The organism is Streptomyces sp. STAM6 (assembly GCF_054963715.1).
The window spans coordinates 196,602-219,796 of the sequence record NZ_JBUEFZ010000008.1 but is presented as its reverse complement, the minus strand read 5'-3'; the positions used below and the strand labels follow the sequence as shown (position 1 = coordinate 219,796).

The 23,195-nt window shown below is 72.3% G+C and carries 22 protein-coding genes; 11 read left to right on the top strand and 11 right to left on the bottom strand.

The window, feature by feature from the left end:
- Positions 1 to 56 precede the first annotated feature (56 nt).
- The 4 genes from ACY34K_RS13475 (at position 57) to ACY34K_RS13460 (ending at position 4,838) form a co-directional block, all read left to right on the top strand.
- Positions 57 to 620, top strand: a complete 564-nt coding sequence (locus ACY34K_RS13475) for a DUF3574 domain-containing protein (RefSeq protein ID WP_462746523.1) — start codon at positions 57 to 59, stop codon at positions 618 to 620.
- 105 nt (positions 621 to 725) lie between these two features.
- Entirely contained in the window at positions 726 to 2,120 is a 1,395-nt protein-coding gene (locus tag ACY34K_RS13470) for an aldehyde dehydrogenase family protein (RefSeq protein WP_462746521.1), read from the top strand.
- Positions 2,121 to 2,154: 34 nt separating this feature from the next.
- On the top strand, positions 2,155 to 3,234 hold the full coding sequence (locus tag ACY34K_RS13465; protein ID WP_462746519.1) for a Zn-dependent alcohol dehydrogenase: 1,080 nt from the start codon (positions 2,155 to 2,157) through the stop codon (positions 3,232 to 3,234).
- Between the two features lie 284 nt (positions 3,235 to 3,518).
- Complete coding sequence (locus ACY34K_RS13460) at positions 3,519 to 4,838, top strand: MFS transporter (protein ID WP_462746518.1); 1,320 nt, start codon at positions 3,519 to 3,521, stop codon at positions 4,836 to 4,838.
- Here the strand turns inward: ACY34K_RS13460 and ACY34K_RS13455 are convergent.
- The 3 genes from ACY34K_RS13455 to ACY34K_RS13445 form a co-directional block, all read right to left on the bottom strand.
- On the bottom strand, positions 4,804 to 5,787 hold the full coding sequence (locus tag ACY34K_RS13455; protein ID WP_462746517.1) for a DMT family transporter: 984 nt from the start codon (positions 5,785 to 5,787) through the stop codon (positions 4,804 to 4,806). The two genes, ACY34K_RS13460 and ACY34K_RS13455, sit on opposite strands and share 35 nt — an antisense overlap.
- A 32-nt stretch (positions 5,788 to 5,819) precedes the next feature.
- Positions 5,820 to 6,518 carry an ArsR/SmtB family transcription factor gene (locus tag ACY34K_RS13450; protein ID WP_462746516.1) on the bottom strand — a complete coding sequence of 233 codons (699 nt, stop codon included), beginning with the start codon at positions 6,516 to 6,518 and terminating at the stop codon, positions 5,820 to 5,822.
- A gap of 97 nt (positions 6,519 to 6,615) precedes the next feature.
- Complete coding sequence (locus ACY34K_RS13445) at positions 6,616 to 7,263, bottom strand: TetR/AcrR family transcriptional regulator (RefSeq protein WP_462746515.1); 648 nt, start codon at positions 7,261 to 7,263, stop codon at positions 6,616 to 6,618.
- Positions 7,264 to 7,320: 57 nt separating this feature from the next.
- Here ACY34K_RS13445 and ACY34K_RS13440 point away from each other — a divergent pair, with 57 nt between their 5' ends.
- The 3 genes from ACY34K_RS13440 to ACY34K_RS13430 all read left to right on the top strand — a co-directional run bounded on the left by ACY34K_RS13440 (position 7,321) and on the right by ACY34K_RS13430 (position 9,988).
- Positions 7,321 to 8,478 (top strand): acyl-CoA dehydrogenase family protein, encoded by a 1,158-nt coding sequence (locus ACY34K_RS13440; protein WP_462746514.1) that lies wholly within the window; start codon positions 7,321 to 7,323, stop codon positions 8,476 to 8,478.
- 524 nt (positions 8,479 to 9,002) lie between these two features.
- The gene (locus tag ACY34K_RS13435; protein WP_462746513.1) at positions 9,003 to 9,290 is read left to right on the top strand and encodes a YiaA/YiaB family inner membrane protein; all 288 of its coding nucleotides are present in this window, start codon (positions 9,003 to 9,005) and stop codon (positions 9,288 to 9,290) included.
- 71 nt (positions 9,291 to 9,361) lie between these two features.
- On the top strand, positions 9,362 to 9,988 hold the full coding sequence (locus tag ACY34K_RS13430; RefSeq protein ID WP_462746511.1) for a TetR/AcrR family transcriptional regulator: 627 nt from the start codon (positions 9,362 to 9,364) through the stop codon (positions 9,986 to 9,988).
- A gap of 21 nt (positions 9,989 to 10,009) precedes the next feature.
- Here the strand turns inward: ACY34K_RS13430 and ACY34K_RS13425 are convergent, their stop codons facing one another.
- Positions 10,010 to 10,471: a MaoC family dehydratase gene (locus tag ACY34K_RS13425; protein ID WP_462746510.1), complete on the bottom strand. Its 462-nt coding sequence runs from the start codon at positions 10,469 to 10,471 to the stop codon at positions 10,010 to 10,012.
- Positions 10,472 to 10,561: 90 nt separating this feature from the next.
- Between ACY34K_RS13425 and soxR the strand changes: the two genes are divergently transcribed.
- Positions 10,562 to 11,035: a redox-sensitive transcriptional activator SoxR gene (gene soxR, locus ACY34K_RS13420; protein ID WP_462746509.1), complete on the top strand. Its 474-nt coding sequence runs from the start codon at positions 10,562 to 10,564 to the stop codon at positions 11,033 to 11,035.
- Between the two features lie 220 nt (positions 11,036 to 11,255).
- Here the strand turns inward: soxR and ACY34K_RS13415 are convergent, their stop codons facing one another.
- The 5 genes from ACY34K_RS13415 to ACY34K_RS13395 all read right to left on the bottom strand — a co-directional run bounded on the left by ACY34K_RS13415 (position 11,256) and on the right by ACY34K_RS13395 (position 17,499).
- Positions 11,256 to 12,323 carry an RNA ligase (ATP) gene (locus tag ACY34K_RS13415; protein ID WP_462746508.1) on the bottom strand — a complete coding sequence of 356 codons (1,068 nt, stop codon included), beginning with the start codon at positions 12,321 to 12,323 and terminating at the stop codon, positions 11,256 to 11,258.
- A gap of 151 nt (positions 12,324 to 12,474) precedes the next feature.
- A complete protein-coding gene (locus tag ACY34K_RS13410; protein ID WP_462746507.1) occupies positions 12,475 to 13,086 on the bottom strand; it encodes a hypothetical protein in 612 nt (203 codons plus the stop codon).
- A gap of 283 nt (positions 13,087 to 13,369) precedes the next feature.
- Positions 13,370 to 14,635 carry a serine-threonine protein kinase gene (locus ACY34K_RS13405; protein ID WP_462746505.1) on the bottom strand — a complete coding sequence of 422 codons (1,266 nt, stop codon included), beginning with the start codon at positions 14,633 to 14,635 and terminating at the stop codon, positions 13,370 to 13,372.
- Between the two features lie 85 nt (positions 14,636 to 14,720).
- Positions 14,721 to 16,055, bottom strand: coding sequence for an erythromycin esterase family protein (locus tag ACY34K_RS13400; RefSeq protein ID WP_462746504.1), 1,335 nt, complete (start codon positions 16,053 to 16,055; stop codon positions 14,721 to 14,723).
- A gap of 181 nt (positions 16,056 to 16,236) precedes the next feature.
- The gene (locus ACY34K_RS13395) at positions 16,237 to 17,499 is read right to left on the bottom strand and encodes an exo-beta-N-acetylmuramidase NamZ family protein (RefSeq protein WP_462746503.1); all 1,263 of its coding nucleotides are present in this window, start codon (positions 17,497 to 17,499) and stop codon (positions 16,237 to 16,239) included.
- Between the two features lie 175 nt (positions 17,500 to 17,674).
- On the opposite strand from ACY34K_RS13395, the gene ACY34K_RS13390 reads away from it, so the two are divergent.
- From ACY34K_RS13390 to ACY34K_RS13380, 3 genes are all read left to right on the top strand, one after another.
- Positions 17,675 to 18,439: an SDR family oxidoreductase gene (locus tag ACY34K_RS13390; RefSeq protein ID WP_462746502.1), complete on the top strand. Its 765-nt coding sequence runs from the start codon at positions 17,675 to 17,677 to the stop codon at positions 18,437 to 18,439.
- The gene (locus ACY34K_RS13385) at positions 18,436 to 20,100 is read left to right on the top strand and encodes an AMP-binding protein (protein ID WP_462746501.1); all 1,665 of its coding nucleotides are present in this window, start codon (positions 18,436 to 18,438) and stop codon (positions 20,098 to 20,100) included. The genes ACY34K_RS13390 and ACY34K_RS13385 overlap by 4 nt, the downstream gene beginning before the upstream one ends.
- A 94-nt stretch (positions 20,101 to 20,194) precedes the next feature.
- Entirely contained in the window at positions 20,195 to 20,788 is a 594-nt protein-coding gene (locus ACY34K_RS13380; RefSeq protein WP_462746500.1) for a TetR/AcrR family transcriptional regulator, read from the top strand.
- A gap of 142 nt (positions 20,789 to 20,930) precedes the next feature.
- On the opposite strand, the gene ACY34K_RS13375 is transcribed toward ACY34K_RS13380, so the two are convergent.
- Both ACY34K_RS13375 and ACY34K_RS13370 read right to left on the bottom strand, forming a co-directional pair.
- Positions 20,931 to 22,154 (bottom strand): acyl-CoA dehydrogenase family protein, encoded by a 1,224-nt coding sequence (locus ACY34K_RS13375; protein ID WP_462746499.1) that lies wholly within the window; start codon positions 22,152 to 22,154, stop codon positions 20,931 to 20,933.
- Positions 22,155 to 22,161: 7 nt separating this feature from the next.
- Entirely contained in the window at positions 22,162 to 23,181 is a 1,020-nt protein-coding gene (locus ACY34K_RS13370) for a phosphotransferase family protein (RefSeq protein WP_462746498.1), read from the bottom strand.
- Positions 23,182 to 23,195: the final 14 nt, after the last annotated feature.

Sequence of the window (23,195 nt, the reverse complement as noted above, 5' to 3'; positions counted from 1 at the left end):
GTGGGGGAGGCACCGACCGCGCGACCCCCGCAGGAGACGCAACGACGAGGAGCCCCATGCCCAGCCCGACCACCCCCGCCCCGCCGGATCCGGCCGCACCCTCCGGCGACCGCACGGCCCGCACCACCCGCATCCCCCGGGGTACCACCCGCATCCCCCGGGGTGCCCGCGTCAGGATCGCCGCCGTGACGACGGCCGTGCTGCTCGCGGCCGGAGCGCCCGCCGCGTACGCGACGCTCGGTGACGAGCGGCGGACGCCGACCGCCGCAGCGGCCCCCGCCGTCCGGGGCAAGGCCTACGCCGAGACGCGGCTCTTCTTCGGCACCGAACGCCCCGACGGGGGACCGGACGTCACCGACCGGCAGTTCATGGCCTTCGTCGACCGCGAGGTCACCCCGCGGTTCCCGGACGGCCTCACCGTGCAGGAAGGGCGCGGACAGTGGCGGGACGCGAACGGCACCATCGAGCGGGAGCGTTCCTATGAGCTGATCCTGCTGTACCCGGCCTCGGAGGCGAAGGCCCGCGATCCACATATCGAGCGCATCCGGGACGCCTACCGGCGCGCCTTCGGCCAGGAATCGGTGGCCCGACTGGACGAAAGGACCCTGGCCGACTTCTGATGGCGGCGGACGATCGTCCCCGGAGCGATTCCGGGTGCCCCTGGCGTCAGAAAACTAACGCCGCTAGTTTGGGGTGGACGACGGAGCACGCCGAAGGAGACACGGATGAAGGCCCACGACGGGATGTACATCGGCGGCGCGTGGCGGCCCGCCGCAGGCGCCGACACCACGGCTGTGGTGAACCCGGCGGACGAGCAGGTCATCGCCCATGTTCCGGCCGGCACGGCCGAGGACGTGGACGCGGCGGTACGCGCCGCCCGCGCGGCCTTCCCTGCGTGGGCCGCCACCCCGCCCGCCGAGCGCGCGGCCGGGCTCACCGCCCTGCGCGACGTCCTGGCCTCCCGCCAGGAGGAGATCGCCGAGACCGTCGCGGCCGAGCTCGGCGCCCCCGAGCAGCTCGCCCGGCAGGTGCACGCCGGGCTGCCGGTCCTGATCACCGGGACGTACGCGGAGATGGCCGCCTCCTACTCGTTCGAGGAGAAGGTGGGCAACTCCACGATCCTCCTCGAACCGATCGGCGTCGTCGCTGCGATCACCCCGTGGAACTACCCGCTGCACCAGGTGGTCGCCAAGGTCGCGCCCGCCCTGGCGGCCGGCTGCACGGTCGTCCTCAAGCCCGCCGAGGACACCCCGCTGACCGCCCAGCTCTTCGCCGAGGCGGTGGACGAGGCCGGCCTGCCCGCCGGAGTCTTCAACCTGGTCACGGGACTCGGGCCGGTCGCGGGCCAGGCGCTCGCCGAGCACGAGGACGTGGACCTGGTCTCCTTCACCGGATCGACCGCCGTCGGCAAGCGGATCGGCGCCCTCGCGGGCGGCGCCGTCAAGCGGGTCGCGCTGGAGCTCGGCGGCAAGTCGGCCAGTGTCATCCTGCCGTCCGCCGATCTGGCCGGGGCGATCGAGGGCGGCCTTGCCAACGCCCTGTCCAACTCCGGCCAGCGGTGCAGCGCGTTGACCCGGGTCCTGGTGCACAGGGACCAGTACGACGAGGCCGTCGCGATCGCCGCCGACGCCGTCGCCAAGTACGTACCCGGCGAGCGCATCGGCCCCCTGGTCAACGCCAAGCAGCTCCAGCGCGTACGCGGGTACATCGAGAAGGGTGTCGAGGAGGGCGCCCGGATCGTGGTGGGCGGCACGGAAGCCCCCCTCGACCGCGGGTACTACGTCACCCCCACCCTCTTCGCCGACGTCACCCCCGAGATGACCATCGCCCAGGAGGAGATCTTCGGCCCGGTCGTCGCGTTCCTGAGGTACGAGGACGAGGAGGACGCCCTGCGGATCGCCAACGGCACGGTCTACGGCCTCGCCGGCGCGGTGTGGGCCGGCGACGAGGCGGAGGCGGTCGCGTTCGCCCGGCGCATGGAGGCCGGACAGATCGACATCAACGGTGGCCGGTTCAACCCCCTCGCCCCCTTCGGCGGCTACAAGCAGTCGGGTGTCGGCCGGGAACTCGGCGAGCACGGCCTCACCGAGTACCTCCAGACCAAGTCCCTCCAGTTCTGAGCCGGTCACCGAACCGGGAGAGAGAGAAACGATCGTGGTCCGCGCCGCCGTCCTGCCCGCCATAGGGGCCCCGCTGGAGATCACCGACATCGAACTGCCGGAGCCCGCACCCGGCCAGGTGAGGGTCCGCCTCGCCGCCGCCGGGGTCTGCCACTCCGACCTGTCCCTGTCGAACGGCACCATGCGGGTGCCCGTCCCGGCCGTGCTCGGCCACGAGGGAGCCGGCACGGTCGTCTCCGTGGGCGAGGGCGTCACCCATGTCGCGCCGGGCGACGGCGTCGTCCTCAACTGGGCCCCTTCCTGCGGCAGCTGCCACCACTGCGGGATCGGCGAGGTGTGGCTCTGCGCCGACGCCCTCACCGGCGCGGGCAGTGTGTACGCCGTCACCGAGGACGGTACCGAACTCCACCCGGGCCTGAACGTCGCGGCGTTCGCCGAGGAGACCGTCGTCGCCGCCAACTGCGTCCTGCCCGTGCCGGACGGCGTGCCGCTCACCGACGCGGCCCTCCTCGGCTGCGCCGTCCTCACCGGCTGGGGTGCGGTCCACCACTCCGCCCGGGTCCGGGCGGGCGAGTCCGTGGTGGTGTTCGGAGCGGGCGGCGTGGGTCTCGCGACCCTCCAGGCGGCCCGTGTCGCGGGCGCGGGACCGATCGTCGCCGTCGACGTGTCGCCGGAGAAGGAGGAGCTCGCCCGCCGGGCCGGCGCCACCGATTACGTCGTCGCCTCCGAGACCACGGCCAAGGAGATCCGCAGGCTCACCGGCGGCCGGGGCGCGGACGTGGCCGTCGAGTGCGTGGGTCGCGCGGCCACCATCCGTACCGCGTGGGACTCCACCCGGCGCGGCGGCCGCACCACCGTCGTCGGCATCGGCGGCAAGGAGGAGCAGGTGATGTTCAACGCCCTGGAGATCTTCCACTGGGGCCGCACGCTCTCCGGCTGCGTCTACGGCAACTCCAACCCGGCCGTGGACCTCCCGGTCCTCGCCGAGCACATCCGCGCCGGGCGGCTCGACCTGGGCGCCCTGGTCACCGAGCGGATCGCCCTGGACGGCATCCCCGCCGCCTTCGACAACATGATCGCGGGCAAGGGCGGACGCGCGCTGGTGGTCTTCTAGCAGGCGTGTTGCGGAAGTGGCCTCGTCCGCCCGGAGGGCGGACGGGACTTTCGCAACACGCCCCAGCCGCTTCCCTTTCCGGAGTACCCCGGCCGCACTCCTCGCGGCCGGGGCCTTCGGCGTGCCCGGGGTCCGGCCAACGCGGAGCTACTGGCGGGTAATGCGTGGGCAAAATCGTTGCCGCCCGGACCGTTGACCTCCGTACCAGCCGGTCGGTACGGTCCCCGTCAATTCACGGCGCCGCCCCTCTCCCCGTTCCCCCGCACCCATCGGAGCGTGCACGCATGGACACGGCACCTTCCCCCGCTCCCACCACCCCTGCCCCCGCCGACCGCCACCGGCGAAGAGTGGCCACCGCGGCCGCGCTCGCCTCGGCGGTCGAGTGGTACGACTACTTCGTCTTCGGCATCGCCGCGGCACTCGTCCTCGGCGACCTCTACTTCCCGGCCGGCAGCGCGTCGGCCGGCGTCCTCGCCGCCTTCGCCACCTTCGCCGTCGGCTTCCTCGCCCGGCCCGTCGGCGGCATCATCGCCGGTCAGCTCGGCGACAAGCGCGGCCGCAAGCCCATGCTCGTCCTCGCCCTCACCCTCATGGGCGTCGCCACGGCCGGCATCGGTCTGCTCCCCACGTACGAGACGATCGGCATCGCCGCCCCGGTGCTCCTGGTCCTCCTGCGCGTGCTGCAGGGCATCGCCGTCGGCGCCCAGTGGGGCGGAGCCATGCTGATGGCCACCGAATACGCCCCCGAGGGCAAGCGCGGGCTGTACGGCAGCCTCGTCCAGCTCGGCGTCCCGATCGGTGTGGTCACCGCCAACACCGTCTTCCTGGTCGCCGGTTCGCTCACCAGCGACGCGTCCTTCGCCTCCTGGGGCTGGCGCGTGCCGTTCTTCGTCGGGTTCCTCGTCCTCGGCCTCGCCTGGTACATCCACGCCCGGGTCGAGGAGACCCCCGAGTTCCGCGAGGCCGAACGAGCCCTGGCCGAACAGGAGAAGAGCGAGAAGCGGTCACCGCTCGGCACCATTCTGCGGGGCCACCTCGGCACGGTGTTCCTGGCCGGCGGTTCCTTCGCCGTGAACACCGCGACCTTCTACATCATCATCACCGGCGTTCTCGACTACGCGACCCGCGAACTCGACATGAAGCGCAGTGCCGTCCTGACCGTCTCCCTCTGCGTCAGCCTCACCCAGCTGGTGCTGATACCCGCGGCGGCCGCCCTCTCCGACCGCATCGGACGCCTGCGGATCTACGCGCTCGGCGCGGTCGGCCTGCTGGTGTGGGCGGTCCCCATGTTCCTGCTCATCGACACCAAGTCGCTGCTCTGGCTGGCCGTCGGCACCTTCGTCACCAGCTGCTTCCTCAGCATCATGTACGGGCCGCAGGCGGCGCTGTTCGCCGAGCTGTTCACCGCCGAGATGCGCTACACCGGTGCCTCGCTCGGCTATCAGATCGCCGCCGTGTTCGGCGGCGGCCTGGCGCCGTTCGTCATGGTGCTGCTCCTGGAGGCGACCGGCACTTCGCTGGCCGTCTCCGCCTACATCATGGGGCTCGCCGTGATCGCCCTCGTGTCGATCAAGATCCTCGCTTCACGGGCCGCCTCGCGCTGACCGACCCCGCCGCGTCCGCGCTCGCGGCCCCGCTCCGCACCCGGGGCCGCGAGCGCGACACCGCCACACCCGCCAGGCACAGCGCCCCGCCGGCGAGCGTGAGCGGCCCGGGCAGCTCGTCGAGGACCAGCCACGACATCAGCACCACCAGCGCCGGCACGGCGTACGTCGTGGCGCCCATCCGCCCGGCCGTCGTACGGGCCAGCGCGTACGCCCACGTGGTGAACGCCAGGGCCGTGGGGAACACGCCGAGATAGACCATGTTCAGCGTCGCGGTGAGCGGTGCCCGCGTCGCGTCGTCGACCAGCTGCCCGGCGAACGGCAGGCACACCACCGCCCCCACCAGGCATCCGAACGTCGTCACCTGGAGGGCGCTCGCACGGGCCAGCGCCGGCTTCTGGGCGACGACCCCGGCCGCGTACCCGACCGCCGCCAGCAGGCACAGCAGCACCCCCAGCACGGAGGCATGCCCCTCGCCCGACATGGAAAGACCCACGGCCACCGCGCCCGCGAACGACACCGCCATGCCGGCCAGCAGCCGCGGCGGCAGCGCCTCGCCCAGGACCCGCGCACCGAGCAGCACGATCAGGACCGGCCCGATGTTCACCACCATCGCGGCCGTACCCGCGTCGACCTCCTGCTCGCCCCAGTTGAGCACCACCATGTAGACGCCGAACCACAGCAGCCCGGAGACCGCGATGCCGGGCCAGGCGGCCCGCGGCGGCAGCCCCTCGCGCCGTATCAGCAGCAGACAGCCGAGCGTGAGGGCGCCGGCCAGCAGCCGGCCGAGGGCGAGCGCACCGGGCGCGTAGGCCTCACCGGCGCTGCGGATCGACACGAAGGCCGACGCCCACAGCACGACGGTGACACCGGCCGCCGCGAGGGCGAGCCGCTGCGCACGGCGGCCGTCCACGGGTCCGGGGGGCGGGGCCTGGGAGGAGTTCGTCATGGCCCGACCGTACGTTCCGGACCCTTCGGCGCTCACCGCAATATCGCCGGTTCGACGCCGAGCAGCGCGTGCAGCGCCCGCTCGCCGTCCTCGGTCACCTTCACGGCGCGCTCCGACCCGATCCGTACGCACCAGCCCGCGTCGCCGAGTGCGTGCCGGCACAGCGCCGCGCCCGCCGCACCGGCCAGGTGCGGCCTGCGCTCGGTCCAGTCGAGGCACCCCCGGGCGACCGGCCGCCGGCCCTCTGTCTCCAGCCGCAGCCCCAGATCGGCGAACCAGGTGAGCCCCCGGTCGGTCAGCGCGAAGCCGGTGTCCTGCCGCAGCAGTCCGCGCTCCGTCATGGCCCCGGTGATGGTGATGCCGAGCCTCCCGGCGAGATGGTCGTAGCAGGTGCGCCCCCGGGCCATGGCGCTGCTCGCGCTCACCTCCCGCAGCCCCCGCGGCCCCCGCGTCCGCGGGGGCCCGGACCGGGCGGCGAGATCCTCCACGAGCTGGGCGACCCGCTCGTCGGCCAGCCGCACGTAGCGGTGCCGTCCCTGCCGCTCCTCGCCGAGCACCCCGCCCGCGACGAGCCGCCCCAGGTGCTCACTCGCGGTCGACGGCGCCACCCGTGCGTACCGCGCGAGTTCCCCGGCGGTCCACGCCCGTCCGTCGAGCAGGGCGAGACAGAACGCGGCACGGGTCTCGTCCGCGAAGAGCGCCGCGAACGCGGCGAGGTCCTCGGCAGCCATGGACCCAGCGTCGCGCATCGGCGGTTCGGCGGGGACCGAACCATCGATGCGGTTCCGCCCTGTCACGAGATCCCCGGTGCGGGGCGCGCGGGCGCCCCTACCCGGCGCTCCCGGCGTGCTCGTACTGCAGGGCCAGCCCGTCCAGCAGCGCCCGCAGTCCCGTCTCGAAGGCGCCCTCGTCCACCTTCTCCTGCCGTTCGGCGAGCAGGTGGGCCTGGCCCAGGTGCGGGTAGTCCGCCGGGTCGTAGGCCGTCTCGTCGTCCACGAAGCCCCGGGCGAAGGAGCCGAGGGCCGAGCCGGTGATGAAGTAGCGCATGAGGGCGCCGATGCGGGTGGCCTGGGCCGGCGGCCAGCCGGCCCGGACCATGGCGCCGAAGACCGCGTCGGCCACACGCAGGCCGGCCGGGCGACGGCCGGGGCCCTGGGCGAGGACCGGGACGATGTGCGGGTGGTCGGCCAGGGCCGCGCGGTAGGAGACGGCCCAGTCGTGCAGCGCGGTGCGCCAGTCGCGGGCGTCGCCCTCCTCGAACATCGACAGATCGACCTGGGCGCTGACCGAGTCGGCGACGGCCTCCAGGATCTCGTCCTTGGTGCGGAAGTGGTTGTAGAGGGACGGCCCGCTGACGCCGAGCTCCGCCGCGAGCCGCCGGGTGGAGACGGCGGCGAGGCCCTCGGCGTCCACGAGCGCCCGCGCCGTGTCGACGATGCGGTCACGGCTGAGGAGGGGCTTGCGCGGTCGGGCCATGGCGCACATAGTAGGCCCGTCGGAATGAAACTAGCAGTGATAGTTAAGGGGTCGTGCATGGACCTGGAGCCGACCGAGGAGCAGGCGGACGTCCGCCGGCTGGCCGAGGACTTCGTCCGGCGTGAGGTGGCGCCGTACGCCGCCGAGTGGGACCGCACGGAGAACGTCGACAAGTCGATCGTCAAGAAGCTCGGCGCCCTGGGCTTCCTGGGCCTCACCGTCCCCGAGGAGTACGGCGGCTCGGGCGGCGACCACCTCACCTACTGCCTGGTCACCGAGGAGCTCGGACGGGGTGACTCCTCGGTCCGTGGCATCGTCTCGGTCTCCCTCGGCCTCGTCGCCAAGACCGTCGCCGCGTGGGGCGACGAGGAGCAGAAGCGCACCTGGCTGCCGCGGCTCACCGCGGGCGACGCGGTCGGGTGCTTCGGCCTCACCGAGCCCGGTGCCGGCTCCGACGCGGGCAACCTCGCCACCCGCGCGGTCCGCGACGGTGCCGGCGGCGACTGGGTCATCAACGGCTCGAAGATGTTCATCACCAACGGCACGTGGGCCGATGTGGTGCTGCTCTTCGCCCGCACCGGCGACGCCCCCGGCCACCGGGGCGTCTCCGCCTTCCTCGTCCCCACCGACACCCCCGGCCTGACCCGACGCACCATCCACGGCAAGCTCGGGCTGCGCGGCCAGGCCACGGCCGAGCTGATCCTCCAGGACGTCCGCGTTCCGGCCGGCGCCCTCATGGGGCCGGAGGGCAAGGGCTTCTCCATCGCCATGTCCGCGCTCGCGAAGGGCCGGATGTCGGTGGCGGCCGGCTGCGTCGGCATCGGCCAGGCGGCGCTGGACGCCGCCGTCGGGTACGCCGCCGAGCGCGAGCAGTTCGGCAAGCCGATCGCCTCGTACCAGCTGGTCCAGGAGCTGATCAGCGACATGTCCGTCGATGTGGCCGCCGCCCGGCTGCTCACCTGGCGGGTCGCCGATCTCGTAGACCGCGGGAAGGAGTTCGCCACCGCCGCCTCGCAGGCGAAGCTGTTCGCCTCCGAGGCCGCCGTACGCGCCGCCAACAACGCCCTCCAGGTCTTCGGCGGTTACGGGTACATCGACGAGTACCCGGTCGGCAAACTGCTGCGCGACGCCCGGGTGATGACGCTCTACGAGGGCACCAGCCAGATCCAGAAGCTCATCATCGGCCGAGCCCTGACCGGCGTTTCCGCCTTCTGACCAACGGGCCTGGGTGCGCCGCCCGGCCGGGGACCAAGGTGATCACGGAGCTGGTGGCCGAGGTGCGGCGGGGGCGGCGCCCTTGGGTGCGGGAGCCGTTTCCCGGGGCGTGCCACCGGGCCGGTGGCTCGTCGGGGCGCGTCGTGCGCGGCCCTGGTGGGGAGGGGGCGGAGACGGCGGCACCGGCCTGTGGGATCGTCCACGTGCCGGGCGCCGGTGAGCGCACACGGCGTCCTCGCGCCGGGGGAAGCGGCGGGACGGTGCCGGACGCCCTCGGCGGGGCTCTGTCGCGACACACCGCTGCGGCGGGGGACGTCTGGCGGGCCGCCGGGGGGTGACCCGGCGTGCGGAATCGCGGTACGCAGAACGTAGGAGCGAACACCACCGTCCCACCATGGACACATGTCACACCTGAGACTCCCGTCCTCATACATCTGCTCAACCCGGCGAGTCGCGCGGGGTGAGTAGCGACTGAGTACGAGAGCGGATGTGGCGCGCGCCACAGCGGGCGCATGCTCGGCGCCATGAGTGACACACCGGTCAAGCAGCAGAACACGGCGGCCTACTACGGACAGGCCGTCGCCTCGTTCGCCATCGCCCTCGGCGCGGTCGCCCTCGGCATCTTCAATCTGGAGGCCGACGTCTGGGTGCGCGCCTTCCTGGGCATCGCCGTCCTCTACCTCACCACCTCCGCCTTCACCCTGGCCAAGGTGGTCCGGGACCGCCAGGAGGCGGGACAGATCGTGAGCCGGGTCGACCAGGCGCGGCTGGAGAAGCTGCTCGCCGAGCACGATCCCTTCCAGAAGCTCTGAGCGCTTGCTCTAAGCGCTTGCTCACTGTCGGGGTATGGTGTTCGTCCTGTGGAACCGGGAAGGGGCGAGCGATGAGCGCGGCGGAGGAAGTGGACTTCGGCGAGGACGTGGCGTGGGGTGAGGTCACCCCGGAGGCGGCCAGGAGGCTGCTCGTGGCCGCCGTCGAGGCCTTCGCCGAGCGTGGCTATCACGCCACCACCACGCGTGACATCGCGGGCCGCGCCGGGATGAGCCCCGCCGCGCTCTACATCCACTACAAGACGAAGGAAGAGCTGCTCCACCGGATCAGCCGGATCGGCCACGACAAGGCCCTGGAGATCCTGGAGGCGGCCGCGGACGGCCCCGGCGACCCGGCGGAACGGCTCGCCGACGCCGTGCGCTCCTTCGTCCGCTGGCACGCCGGCCGGCGTACGACCGCGCACGTGGTCCAGTACGAACTGGACTCGCTCGACCCCGACCACCGGGCCGAGATCGTGGAGTTGCGGCGCAAGAGCGACGCCGCGGTGCGCCGCATCCTCAACGACGGTGTCCACGCGGGTGTCTTCGACGTCCCCGACGTGCCGGGCACCACCCTCGCCGTGCTCTCGCTCTGCATCGACGTCGCCCGCTGGTTCGACACCAAGGGGGTCCGGACGCCCGACGAGGTCGGCGCGCTCTACGCCGACCTCGTGCTGCGCATGGTGGGCGCCCGCGCGTAGCGGCCCTCCCGCGCCGGTTGCTCAGAAGTAGTAGCGGGACACCGACTCGGCGACGCACACCGGCTTGTCGCCGCCCTCGCGCTCCACGGTCACGGCAGCGGTCACCTGCACGCCGCCGCCCGCGTCCTCGACGCCCTTCAGCACGGCGCTGGCACGCAGCCGTGACCCCACGGGCACGGGGGCGGGGAAACGGACCTTGTTGCTGCCGTAGTTGACGCCCATCTTCATGCCCTCGACCCGCATGATCTGCGGCACGAACAGGGGCAGCAGCGACAGCGTGAGATAGCCGTGGGCGATCGTCGTGCCGAACGGCCCGGTGGCCGCCCGCTCGGGATCGACATGGATCCACTGGTGGTCGCCCGTGGCTTCGGCGAACAGGTCGATCCGCTTCTGTTCGATCTCCAGCCAGTCGCTGTACCCCAGTTGCTCGCCGACTCCGGCGCGCAGCTCGTCGGCGGACGTGAAGATCCTCGGCTCTGCCATGTCCCGGCTCCCTGACTCAGATTGTCTAAGCGCTTGCTCAGCATGCGGGGACCGGCTCGCTCCTGTCAACGGACCAGTAATGTTCGAGGCGTGCCGCAGATACCGGAGAAGATCCACGAACTCACCGTCGGCCAGCTGTCCGCGCGCAGCGGCGCCGCCGTGTCGGCCCTGCACTTCTACGAGTCCAAGGGCCTGATCAGGAGCCGCCGCACCAGCGGCAACCAGCGCCGCTACAGCCGCGACGCGCTGCGCCGCGTCGCGTTCGTGCGCGCGGCCCAGCGCGTCGGCATCCCGCTCGCCACGGTCAGGGACGCCCTGGCGCAGCTCCCCGAGGAGCGCACGCCCAACCGGGAGGACTGGGCCCGGCTCTCCGAGACCTGGCGCACTGAACTCGACGAGCGGATCAAGCAGCTCGGCCGTCTGCGCGACCACCTCACCGACTGCATCGGCTGCGGCTGCCTCTCGCTGGAGACCTGTGTGCTGTCCAACCCCGACGACGTCTTCGGTGAGCGCATGACCGGTTCGCGCCTGATGGCGGAGCGCCGGAGGACCGCGCAGACCTGACGTGCAGGTCTGCCCGGGACGGGCCTGCCGGGCTCTGCCCGGCCGGCTCCGGTCCGCCGCGGGTCCTGCCGGGCGCGGGCCTCGCGGGCGCATGCGTCTCGCCCGGGCATGTGCTTCACCCGGGCATACGCCTCACCCAAGTACGCGCCTCGCCGGACATGCGCCCTGCCCGGGCAGGGCGACGGTCACGGGTGCCGCGCGGACCGGCCGGGCGGACTTCCTACTCGTACTCCGTGCCGCCCTTGCGGGTCAGGTACGCGGGGCTGACCGCCTTCGCGATCGCCCGCCCGCCGACCACCGGGCTGTAGCGCTCGGTGGCCGGCCGGATCACAACGCCCTCCCTCAGATGCAGCTCACGGCCCGAGACCGTCTCCCGGCCGGTGGCCAGTTCCAGCACCTTCTCGACCGCGTAGGGCCCCTCGTACAGACGCGGTACCAGCGGCAGCTCACCGGCCAGCAACTCCGCCGCGTCCAGCCAGCGCACCTGCCCGTCGATCTCCGCCGACACGTCGAAGACCGCGTAACCCAGTTCCTCGCTGCGGCCGTTGGCCCCGTACGCGAGATCCTGCACACCCGCGCCGTACACCTCGCCGAAGACACCGACACGGGAGGCGCCCAGCTTCGCCGCGAGGCGCGCCGCGACCCCGGGGACGTCGTACCGGCGGATCGCGCGCCAGTACAGATTGCGCTCCTCCTCCCGCAGCGCCAGGCCCTTGGAGCCGAAGCCCTTCGAGGAGACGTACACGCGCTCGCCCTCGGTCTCGTACGTCATCAGGCAGGCCGTGCCGTGCAGTTTCTCGGTCAGGATCACGGGCTCGCCCGGCTCGAAGATGCCCGGATAGCGCTGGATGTTCTCTATGTCGACCCACGGCAGCAGCCCGGGGGCCGACTCCACCTCGCCGCTCATGGTGGTGGGAACCGGAGGCACCCACTTGGTGATGCCGAGCAGCTCGGCGAAGTCCGTTCCGTCGGCCGCGGCCCGCGCCAGGTCCACGTCCGCCAGCGCCCGCGGCCGGCACACGATGCCCTGCGACAACTCACCGCGCAGACGAACCGCCTTGACCCGGTCGGACGCCTTCCCGGCCAGCCGGCCCGTCAGGCCCAGCTCCTCGACGAGCGCCGGCGGCAGCACCGCCTGCTCCGGGATGTAGACAGCGGCCTCACCGCTGCGATAGGCGCCCTTGGCGACGACGGCCCGATAGAGGCCCACTTGGGCCAGTTCCAGGGCGTCCGCGTTCGGATGCTCATGCACGGTCAGCAGTTCGGCGGTGACACGCAGCGTCGACATATCGGCTCCTCATGGCGTGGTTCCAGACATCACCGCCACTTTCGCCGTACCGAATTCCGGTGGGCCACCCGGTTTTCGACCTGGTACGTTCGCGCGTGTCAACGCGGGGCGCGCCGACGCACTCCCCCCGTGCGCCTCGCGCCCCGGCGCCTCACGCCACCGACGCCAGTTCCCTGTGCCGCGCCCTCTTGGCCGCGGCCAGGGCCTCGGACGTCAGAACGGGCTGCGGCACGAGTACGCCGCAGCCTGTGCAGACCGGCCCGAACCACGGCTCGTGGGACAGGTCGGGCCGCCAGACGATCCGGTGCTCCGCGCACACCGGGCAGTTGTCTCCGGGCGCCGACTCCAGGGCCTTGATCAGCCGGCGCAGCGCCTCGGCGAGCGGCAGCGCCGGATGCACCGCCGGGTCGTCGCAGCGGGCGACGCCGTTCCCGCCCCAGGTGCGCCGGTGCCAGTCGTCGATCGATCCGGGCCGCCGGAGCCCGTCGTGCTTCTCGCGCCTGCGGCGCTCCGCGAACTTCCGCTCGTAGGCGAGCCATACGGCCCGCGCTTCCTCCAGCTCGTCGAGCGCGGCCACCAGCCGCGCCGGATCTGGATCCCGGTCCTCGGGCCCGAACCTGTGCCTGGCGCACAGATGGTCCCAGGTCGCCCGGTGTCCATAAGGGGCGAAGCGTTCCAGGCACTTGCGCAGCGAATACCGCCGCAGCGCCAGATCGCATCCGGGATCACGGACCTGTCTCGCGAGACTCCGGAAACCGGCCATCGCACTGCCACCTCCGTCGCTGGTACATCGGCGTCGATGAATGGACGTACGAGTGCCCGTTTCGGCTCCATCGAAAAACAGATGGGGCCCATCACCGGGACATCTGACGCGAATTGCCCCCATGGCGTCCCGTGGGGCGATTTCGCATAAGTGACGGTTGCTCACCTCACCGACGGCGCTCACCACCAGCGATGTCCGTCGTTCCGGTCCCGGCGTGGAACGCCGCGCGGCCATACCGCGCAGTCTCAGAATCGCCGCCTTCGCCGTACATACGGCCGAGCCCTCACACCCCGATCCGGCCGGCGGCGATCACCACCCTGGCCAGCTCGGGATGACAGATGTCGCTGTGCGCCCCGGCCGGCGGCCCGCCGCGCCGGACCACCGGCGCCGTGTCGACGTTCACGCACCCGGAGCCCGGCACGCCCCCGGCCAGCGCCGCGTCCAGGGTGAGGCCGGGAGTGCCGTCCACGGCCTGGATGCCGTCGAAGCCCATGGCACACCACCGCCGGTCCGCTCCCACCGCGCTCCGGTCGTCGCCGGCGACACGGGACGCCAGCGGATAGATGACCGAGAGCGCCGTGTCATGACGCGAGTAGCACGCCACGACCGGCCCGTCGACCCGCCGGTGCACCCCGGCCAGCGCCCCGCCGCCCCGCAGCGGATGCGGCAGCCGCGACGCGAACGCGTAGTGCGAGAACGCCCCCTGCAGCAGCGTCGCCGACTTCACGTTCCGCACACCCGCGGGCAGCCCGCGCAGCGCGAACGACATCAGCCGCGCCCCCTGACTGTGCCCCACCAGATGCACCCGGACCGCGGGGGACGACCGCGCCAGTTGCCCCAGGAGCGGGCCGAGTCCCCGCTCGCCCACGGCCCCCGAACGGCGCTTCATCGCCCAGTACGTGGCCTGCCGCAGCACCTCCTTGGCACCCTTCCACAGACGCTTCACCCCCTTGCCCACGGAGAGCGAGAACCCGGCCGCCTCCAGCGCCCCGGTGAACTCGGTACAGACCGCGACCGGATCCGCGTCCAGAAAGCCCGGCCGCTCGTCCCCGTCCAGATCCGCCGCGAACGCCGCCGGCCCCTCGTCCACCAGCCGCAGCACCAGCGTCCCGAACTCCTCGAACGCGGACCGCTCCTCCGGCTGCTCCGCCAGCAGCTCGGCCAGCCGGGCCACCTCCGCCTCCCGGCCCGGGAACACCGTCACGAGCCCCCGCAGCGTCTCCTCGTCCAGCCCGGGCGCCGGTTCCGCACCGGTCACGGCCACCCGCTCGAAGTCCGGGACCGGCTCGTCCGCGAATCTCATCGACGGCCAGACGACACCCGCGTACCCCACCCGCACCCCCGGCCTGCCTCTCAGCAGTCCGGGAAACGGCTCGAAGAAGCGCGCGTACATCCGGGTCGACGTCGAGGGGGAGCTGTTCCACCCGTGGGCGAACATCACCAGGTCCGTGACGTCCAGACGCGCCAGCGCGTCGCGCTCGGCGGTGTTCACATCCCCTTCCTTGTCGAAGGTGATCTGCTGGTACGGCCTCACACTCATCGCGGTCATGCCCCGTCCCTCCGCTCCCGAGGATCGCTGCTCCCACAGCATCCCGCCGGAGCGGAAAGACGGACAGACCCACGAAGGGGGCGTATCAGAGCAGTTGGGCCGCGCCGACACGCCGCAGGTGGATCAGCACGTCGTACGACGTGGCCAGCCGCTGGGGCGTGTCGTTGAGCTCATGGGGCCAGTCCGTGCCGATCGAGAGGGTCGGCCTCGCCCCGCTCAGCCACCGCCGGGCGGCTTCCGGAGTCCTGCGCAGGTCCAGGTAGTAGTCGCCCGGCGCGACCCGGTCGAGCGTGTACTCCTGGGTGCCTTCGGGGCGCGGCCCGAGGGTGACCGTGCGTATGGGCCGCCGCGGGTCGCCGGGATCGTGCGCGTTGAACGAACCCCGGCCGAAGCTCACTCCTACGTTCACATAGCCGGCGCCGAGCAGGTCCCGCATGAAGGCCCCCTGAATCCTGGGGTAATGAGCCGGGGCGGTCGTCTCGTAGCCGATGTGCCCGTTGTGCGCGGCGAGGACCATCCGGTGGCCGGTGTGGCGCTGCCACCACACGGTGTTCTCCGCCATGCTCCGGTCGCGGAAGAGCATCGCGGCGGCCGTACCCTCGTCCGTCAGCTCCTGCGCGTACTCCGTGCCGACCTGGGCGATGTTCCGGGCGTGCTGGAGGACCCAGGCGTGCGCCCGGGGGTCTGGCCCGGGGCGCTGCCGCCGCAGCAGCCGGAGCGCCTCGCTCACCTCGGCGCCCATCCGGCGGCGCGCCTCCAGGGGTTTGGCCGGGTAGGCGCTCATCCACGCGTCGACGGTCCCGGTCGGCCGGGACGCCGCGTACAGCTCCTGGATCCTCGGCGCGATCCGGGGATGGTGGCGGGCGGTGTACGCGGTGACCCGGTCGAAGAGCTCCGGGCCGGCGTACGCCACGTCGTTGCCCATGAACTGCACGGGGTGGTCCGGATGACGCACGTTGTGCTGCCGCATCCACCGCAGCAGGTCGAGGTACTCGCGGGTGTTCCAGAAGCGGTACGCGTGCTGGAACTCCTCCCGCATGATGCGCCGGGGGTCGCCCTTCCCGTGCAGCACGTAGTCGTTGAGCCGCAGACCGGTGCTCCAGGGAGCCTCCAGGGCGAAGGTGGTGAAGCCCCGCGTCTCCACGAGATGACGGAATATCCGGGCCCGCTCGGCGAAGAACTCGTGGGAGCTGTGGGTGGCTTCGCCGATGCCCACGACCTTCGCCCCGCCGGTCATGCGGACCAGCGGACCCAGGTCGGCCAGGGGCCGGGCGGCCCGGGCCAGCGCCGGGACCGGGTCACCGGCGGGGTCACCGGTCCGGGCGGGCGCGGCGACGGCCGGAGCCCCCGGCACCAGCAGGAGACAGAGGGAGAACAGCAGAACCAGGAACGGCACGCGATGCCGGGTCTGAACGTCCATGGATCAAGGGTTCCGGAGCCGGGTGCGGCGGGACCAGCCTGCCCGCCGCAGGGCTTCTGGTGGTGCTGACCCCAGTGACCCGGTGGCGTGAACCCCAGTCTCCCGCTGGGCCGAACCCGGGCGTCCCACTGGTCCGGGCCCGGGCACTCCAACGGTCCGGGCCCGAGTGTCCCGGCGCGGCTCAGTGGTACGCCAGGTACGCCCGCCGCATCGCGCGGAACTCCCCGAGTTCCGTCTGCCAGGCGCCCACGACCTCGTCCGGTCCGGCACCCGCGTCGATCAGCGTCCGCACCTTCGCCGACCCGGTCAGCTTGTCGATCCAGCGGTCCGCCCGCCAGGCGAAGCCGCTCCAGCTCCGTTTCGCCGTGACCAGCAGCCCGATGCCGGTGCGAACCGGGTCGTACGCCTCGCGGTCGTACACCAGCAGCTGGACCCCGCCGACCGTCTTCCCCTGGAACTTGGAGAACGTGGGCGCGAAGTACGCCTCCCGGAACCGGACGCCCGGCAGCTCCAACGCGTTCGCCGCCTCGGCCCACCGCCGGTCGACGCCCTCCGCGCCCAGCAGCTCGAACGGCCTGGTGGTGCCGCGCCCCTCGGACAGGTTCGTTCCCTCGAACAGACACGTGCCCGCGTACACCAGGGCCGTGTCGGGCGTCGGCATGTTGGGGCTCGGCGGCACCCACGGCAGGCCCGTGGCGTCGAAGAAGTCATGCCGCCGCCACCCCGACATCCGTACCGTCGCGAGCTCCACCGGCGCCGTCAGGAACTCCTCGTTGAACAGCCGGGCCAGCTCGGTCACCGTCATGCCGTGCGCCTGGGCGATCGGCTCCCGCCCGACGAACGTCGCGAACGCCCGGTCGAGGACCGGCCCGGAAGCCGCACGCCCGGTGACCGGGTTCGGCCGGTCCAGCACCATGAACCGTTTCCCCGCCAGCCGGGCCGCCACCATGCAGTCGTACAGCGTCCAGATGTAGGTGTAGAAGCGGGCGCCGACGTCCTGGATGTCGAAGACGACCGTCTGCGCCCCGGACGCCGTGAAGATGTCGGCCAGTGCCTGCCCGCTCTTGAGGTACGTGTCGTACACCGGCAGACCGGTGGCCGGGTCGTCGTACCGGCCCTCCGAGCCGCCCGCCTGCGCCGTACCGCGGAAGCCGTGCTCGGGGCCGAACACCGCCACCAGGTCCACCCCGTCGTCGGCGTGCATCACGTCCACGATGTGCCTGGCGCCGGCGGTGATACCGGTGGGGTTGGTGACCACCCCGACCCGCTGCCCCGCGAGTGCCTCGTACCCGCCGGCCGCCAGCCGGTCGAAGCCGGTACGCACCCGTCGGCTCCCGCCGTGCGCGCCGGCCGGAGCGGAACCCGCGACCACCCCCGCGCCGGCGGCCACTCCCGCTCCCACGGCACCGCCCGCGGCCAGCAGACCCCGTCTGGACACGCTCATCCGCACACCTCCGTGACCGTTTCGACCGAACCGTGCACGTACCGGCCTCGCACGCTAGCGCGCCGGGCGGCCTCGGGGAACGAGGCAAGCACCGTGGCCTTCCCCCACGACATACCGACCGGTTAGTCTGCGGCTGGCCATTGTGCGGCCCAGTCACGACGAGAGGCGGATCCCGATGAGTACGGTCCAGGGCGCGGGCGTGGTTGTCACGGGGGCGGGCGGTGGCATCGGCGCCGCACTCGCCCGCAGATTCGCCGCCGAGGGCGCCCGGGTCGTCGTCAACGACCTCGACCCCGGCCGCACCAAGGCCGTCGCGGACGAGATCGGCGCCACCGCCGTGCCCGGCGACGCCTCGGCGATCGTGGCGGAGGCCCGCGAGGCCCTCGGCGGCAGCGTCGACATCTACTGCGCCAACGCCGGACTGGCCTCCCCGGGCGACGCCTTCGCCGACGAGGACGTGTGGGCCGCCGCCTGGGACGTCAACGTCATGGCCCATGTCCGCGCCGCCCGCGCCCTGCTGCCCGACTGGCTGGAACGCGGCAGTGGCCGTTTCGTCTCCACCGTCTCCGCCGCCGGCCTGCTCACCATGGTCGGCGCCGCGCCCTACAGCGTGTCCAAGCACGGTGCCTACGCGTTCGCCGAGTGGCTGTCGCTCACCTACCGCCACCGTGGCCTCAAGGTCCACGCCATATGCCCGCAGGGAGTCCGCACGGACATGCTCACCGCCGCCGGCTCGGCGGGCGAACTCGTCCTCGCGCCCACCGCCATCGAGCCCGAGGACGTCGCGGACGCCCTCTTCGACGGCATGGAGGCCGACCGGTTCCTGATCCTGCCCCATCCCGAGGTCGCCGACTTCTACCGGGTCCGCGCCACCGAGCCCGAGCGCTGGCTGAACAATATGAGCCACATCCAGCAGAAGTGGGAGGGCACCTGGAAGTGACCCCGACGACCTCGATCTACGCGGCCAAGCCCTGGCTGGCGCAGCTCAGCGATGCCCAGCGGGCGCCGCTGCGGCCGCCGGCCACCGTGGTGCACTCCTTCCGCGCGGCCGTCGCCCGCGCACCCGAGCACACCGCCCTCGCCTACTTCGACGGGCGCCTGAGCTACCGCGAGACCGACACGCTGTCCGACTCCGTCGCCGGGTACCTCGCCGCCCGGGGCGTCGGGCGCGGCGACCGCGTCGCCCTCATGCTCCAGAACACCCCGCACTTCGTCCTCGCCCTGCTCGGCGCCTGGAAGGCGGGCGCGACCGTCGTCCCGCTCAACCCGATGTACAAGTCGGCCGAGGTCGCCCACGTCCTCACCGACTCCGGGGCGACCGCGCTGATCTGCGCGGACCGCGCCTGGGAGGCGTATCTGCGCCAGACGGCCACGGCCGCGGGCGTACGCGTGGCGCTGACCGCCTGCGAGAAGGGCCTGCAGACCCGTGACGACCCGCGCGTCCTCGGCTTCGCGCGGATGCCGAAACCGGCGGACACCGACGACCTGGTCGCCGTCGCCCGGGCCGGTCACCCCGCGCCCCAGTACGGCCGGGACCTCACCGCCACCGACGTCGCGCTGATCAGCTACACCTCCGGCACCAGCGGCACCCCCAAGGGCGCCCTGAACCTGCACGGTGGCATCACGTACAACGCGGAACGGCAGCGCACCGGCCACCCCGTCGCCGAAGGTGCCGCCTACTTCGCCCTGGCGCCGCTCTTCCACATCACCGGCATGGTCTGCGAACTGGCCGCATGCGTCGCCAACGCCGGCACCCTCGTCCTCGCGTACCGCTTCGAGGCGGGCGTCGTCCTCGACGCCTTCGCCGAGCACCGCCCCGCCTACACCGTCGGCCCGTCCACCGCCTTCATGGCGCTGGCCGCCCACCCGGCCGCCACGCCCGGCCACTTCTCCTCCTTCCAGGTGATCTCCTCGGGCGGTGCCCCCGTGCCCCCGGCCCTGGTGGAGAAGTTCCGGGCGGATTTCGGCCCGTACATCCGCAACGGCTACGGCCTCACCGAGTGCACCGCGCCGTGCGCCTCCGTGCCGCCCGGGAAGGAGGCCCCGGTCGACCCGGTCTCCGGCGCCCTCTCCGTGGGCGTGCCGGGCCCCGAGACCGTCGTGCGGATCCTGGACGACACGGGCCGGGAGGTGCCGTTCGGCGAGCACGGTGAGATCGCCGTACGGGGCCCTCAGGTCGTTCCCGGCTACTGGCGGCTCCCCGAGGCCACCGCCGAGACGTTCCCGGACGGCGAACTGCGCACCGGGGACATCGGCTTCATGGACGCCGACGGCTGGCTCTACGTCGTCGACCGCAAGAAGGACATGATCAACGCGTCCGGGTTCAAGGTCTGGCCGCGCGAGGTCGAGGACGTGCTCCACACCCATCCGGCCGTCCGCGAGGCGGCCGTCGTCGGTGTCCCCGACACCTACCGTGGGGAGACGGTCAAGGCGTACGTCAGCCTCCGTCCGGGTACCCAGGTCGAACCCGCCGTGCTCTCCACCTACTGCGAGGAGCGCCTCGCGGCGTACAAATATCCCCGCGAGGTCGAGATCCTGCCGGAGCTCCCCAAGACCACGAGTGGGAAGATCCTGAGGCGGGAGCTGCGTTCCCCCGCGTAGGGAACCAGCCAGGAAACCGCGCCCCGGCACCGTGCCGGGCACGAGGACAGCATTCGTACCGCACATGTACAGCACACGAGAAAGGCGGCGGCACATGGCCAGGACGACGGACGGGAACGGCACCCCCGTCCCACAGAGGCTGCTGGCCGCCGCCACCCGGCTCTTCGCCGAACAGGGCTACGACCGCACTTCCGTCCAGGAGATCGTCGAGGCGGCCGGGGTCACCAAGGGTGCCCTCTACCACTACTTCGGCTCCAAGGAGGACCTCCTCCAGGAGGTGTACTCGCGCGTGCTGCGGCTCCAGCAGGAGCGGCTGGACGCCTTCGCCAACGCGGACGCCCCGGTCGATGAGCGGCTGCGGGACGCCGCCGCCGACGTCGTCGTCACCACCATCGACAACCTCGACGACGCGTCGATCTTCTTCCGGTCCATGCACCATCTGAGCCCGGAGAAGAACAAGCAGGTGCGGGCCGAGCGACGGCACTACCACGAGCGGTTCCGGGCCCTGATCGAGGAGGGCCAGGAGAGCGGGGTGTTCTCCGCGGCGACCCCGGCCGATCTGGTCGTGGACTACCACTTCGGCTCGGTCCACCACCTGTCGACCTGGTACCGCCCGGACGGACCGCTCAGCCCCCAGCAGGTCGCCGACCACCTGGCCGACCTCCTGCTGAGGGCCCTGCGGCCCTGAGGCGTGTTCCGAAAGTCCCGTCTGGCCGGGGGCCCCGCCCTCCGGGCGGACGACGCCACTTTCGAAACACGCCCCAGCCCGGCCTCGCGGCCGGGTCCCGTTGCCCGCCGCGACCCCGGGCCGCGCGGCCCGGCCGCCGCGGTCAGAGGTAACGCTTCAGTTCGCGCCGCGCCAGCGACCGCTGGTGCACCTCGTCGGGGCCGTCCGCCAGCTTCAGCGTCCGCGCCGCCGCCCACAGTCCGGCGAGCGGGAAGTCCTGGCTGACGCCGCCCGCCCCGTGGACCTGGACCGCCTTGTCGATGATGTCCACCACCGCCCGCGGGGTGGCGATCTTGATGGCCTGGATCTCGGTGTGCGCGCCGCGGTTGCCGACGGTGTCCATCAGCCAGGCCGTCTTCAGCACCAGCAGCCGGAGCTGTTCGACGGTCACTCGCGCGTCCGCGATCCAGTTGTGCACGACGCCCTGCTGGGCGAGCGGCTTGCCGAAGGCGGTACGGGACACCGCCCGCCGGCACATCAGCTCGATCGCACGCTCGGCCATGCCGATCAGCCGCATGCAGTGATGGATGCGGCCCGGTCCGAGGCGTGCCTGGGCGATGGCGAAGCCGCCGCCCTCCTCGCCGATCAGGTTCGCCGCCGGGACCCGCACGTCCTCGAAGACCACCTCGGCGTGACCGCCGTGGGAGTGGTCCTCGTAGCCGTACACCTGCATCGCGCGCCGGACGTCCACCCCGGGGGTGTCCCGGGGCACCAGGATCATCGACTGCTGGCGGCGGATGTCCGCGCCCTCCGGATCGGTCTTGCCCATCACGATGAAGATCTTGCAGTCCGGGTTCATCGCCCCGGAGATGTACCACTTGCGGCCGTTGACGATGTAGTCGGTCGACCCGTCGGAGGCCCGGTCGATCCGCGTCTCGATGTTCGTCGCGTCGGACGAGGCGACCTCGGGCTCGGTCATCGCGAAGGCCGAGCGGATCTCGCCGGCGAGCAGCGGCTCCAGCCACTGCTTCTTCTGCCGCTCGTCGCCGAACTGTGCGAGCACCTCCATGTTCCCGGTGTCCGGTGCCGCGCAGTTCAGCGCGGTCGGGGCCAGCTCGGGGGAGCGGCCGGTGATCTCGGCGAGCGGCGCGTACTGCAGGTTCGTCAGACCGGCCCCGTACTCCTCGTCGGGCAGGAAGAGGTTCCACAGGCCCTGCCGGCGCGCCTCGGCCTTGAGCTCCTCCACGACCGCCGGGGTGTCCCAGGGCGAGGCGAGCTTCGCCCGCTGCTCGTGCGCGACCGCCTCCGCCGGGTACACGTGGCTCTCCATGAAGGCCAGCAGCCGGCCTCGCAGTTCCTCGGTGCGTGAGTCGAATGCGAAGTCCATGAGTGGTTCAGCCTTCCTGAAGGGTGGTGAGGCCGTGCTCGATGAAGACGGGGACGAGGTCGCCGATCCGGTCGAACCCGGCACCGACCGTCTGCCCGAGGGTGTAGCGGTAGTGGATGCCCTCGAGGATCACGGCGAGCTTGAACCAGGCGAACGCCGTGTACCAGGAGATGGCGGAGGTGTCCCGGCCGGAGCGGGTCGCGTACCGCTCGATCAGTTCGGCCGGCGCGGGGTGGCCCTCCGCGCCGGCCGTCGTCGAGACGGGGGAGTGCGGCAGGTCCAGGTCGGCGCTGTACATCACCAGCAGCCCGAGGTCGGTCAGCGGGTCGCCGAGCGTGGACATCTCCCAGTCGAGGACGGCAGACACCCGGTCCTCCCCGTCCAGCAGGACGTTGTCCAGGCGGAAGTCGCCGTGGACGACCGTGGCGGCGGGGGAGGACGGCAGCTCCCGGCCGAGGGCCGCGTGGAGTTCGTCGATCCCGGCCAGCTCACGGTTGCGGGAGGCGTCCAGCTGCTTGCCCCAGCGGCGTAGCTGCCGGTCCAGGAAGCCCTCGGGACGCCCGAAGTCACCGAGCCCGACCGCCTCCGGGTCCACGGCGTGCAGCTCCACGAGCGTGTCGACCAGGCCGAGGACGGCGGCGCGGGTGCGCTCCGGGCCGAGCGGGGCGAGCTGTTCGGCGGTGCGGTACGGCGTGCCGGGCACGAACTCCATGACGTAGAACGGCGCTCCGAGCACGGAGTCGTCCTCGCACAGCAGCACCGGCCGCGGGACCGGCACCGGCGTCGGGTGCAGGGCGCTGATCACCCGGTGCTCGCGCTTCATGTCGTGCGCGGTGGCCAGGACGTGGCCGAGCGGCGGGCGGCGTACCACCCACCGGCCCGTTCCGTCGGTGACGATGTACGTCAGGTTCGAGCGGCCTCCCTCGACGATCCGGGCGCTGAGCGGACCGCTCACCAGGCCGGGGCGCTCGCGGTCCAGATGTCCGCGCAGCCGCTCGGGATCGAGACCGGGCGGGGCTGAGCTCATCGTTCGCACCTTTC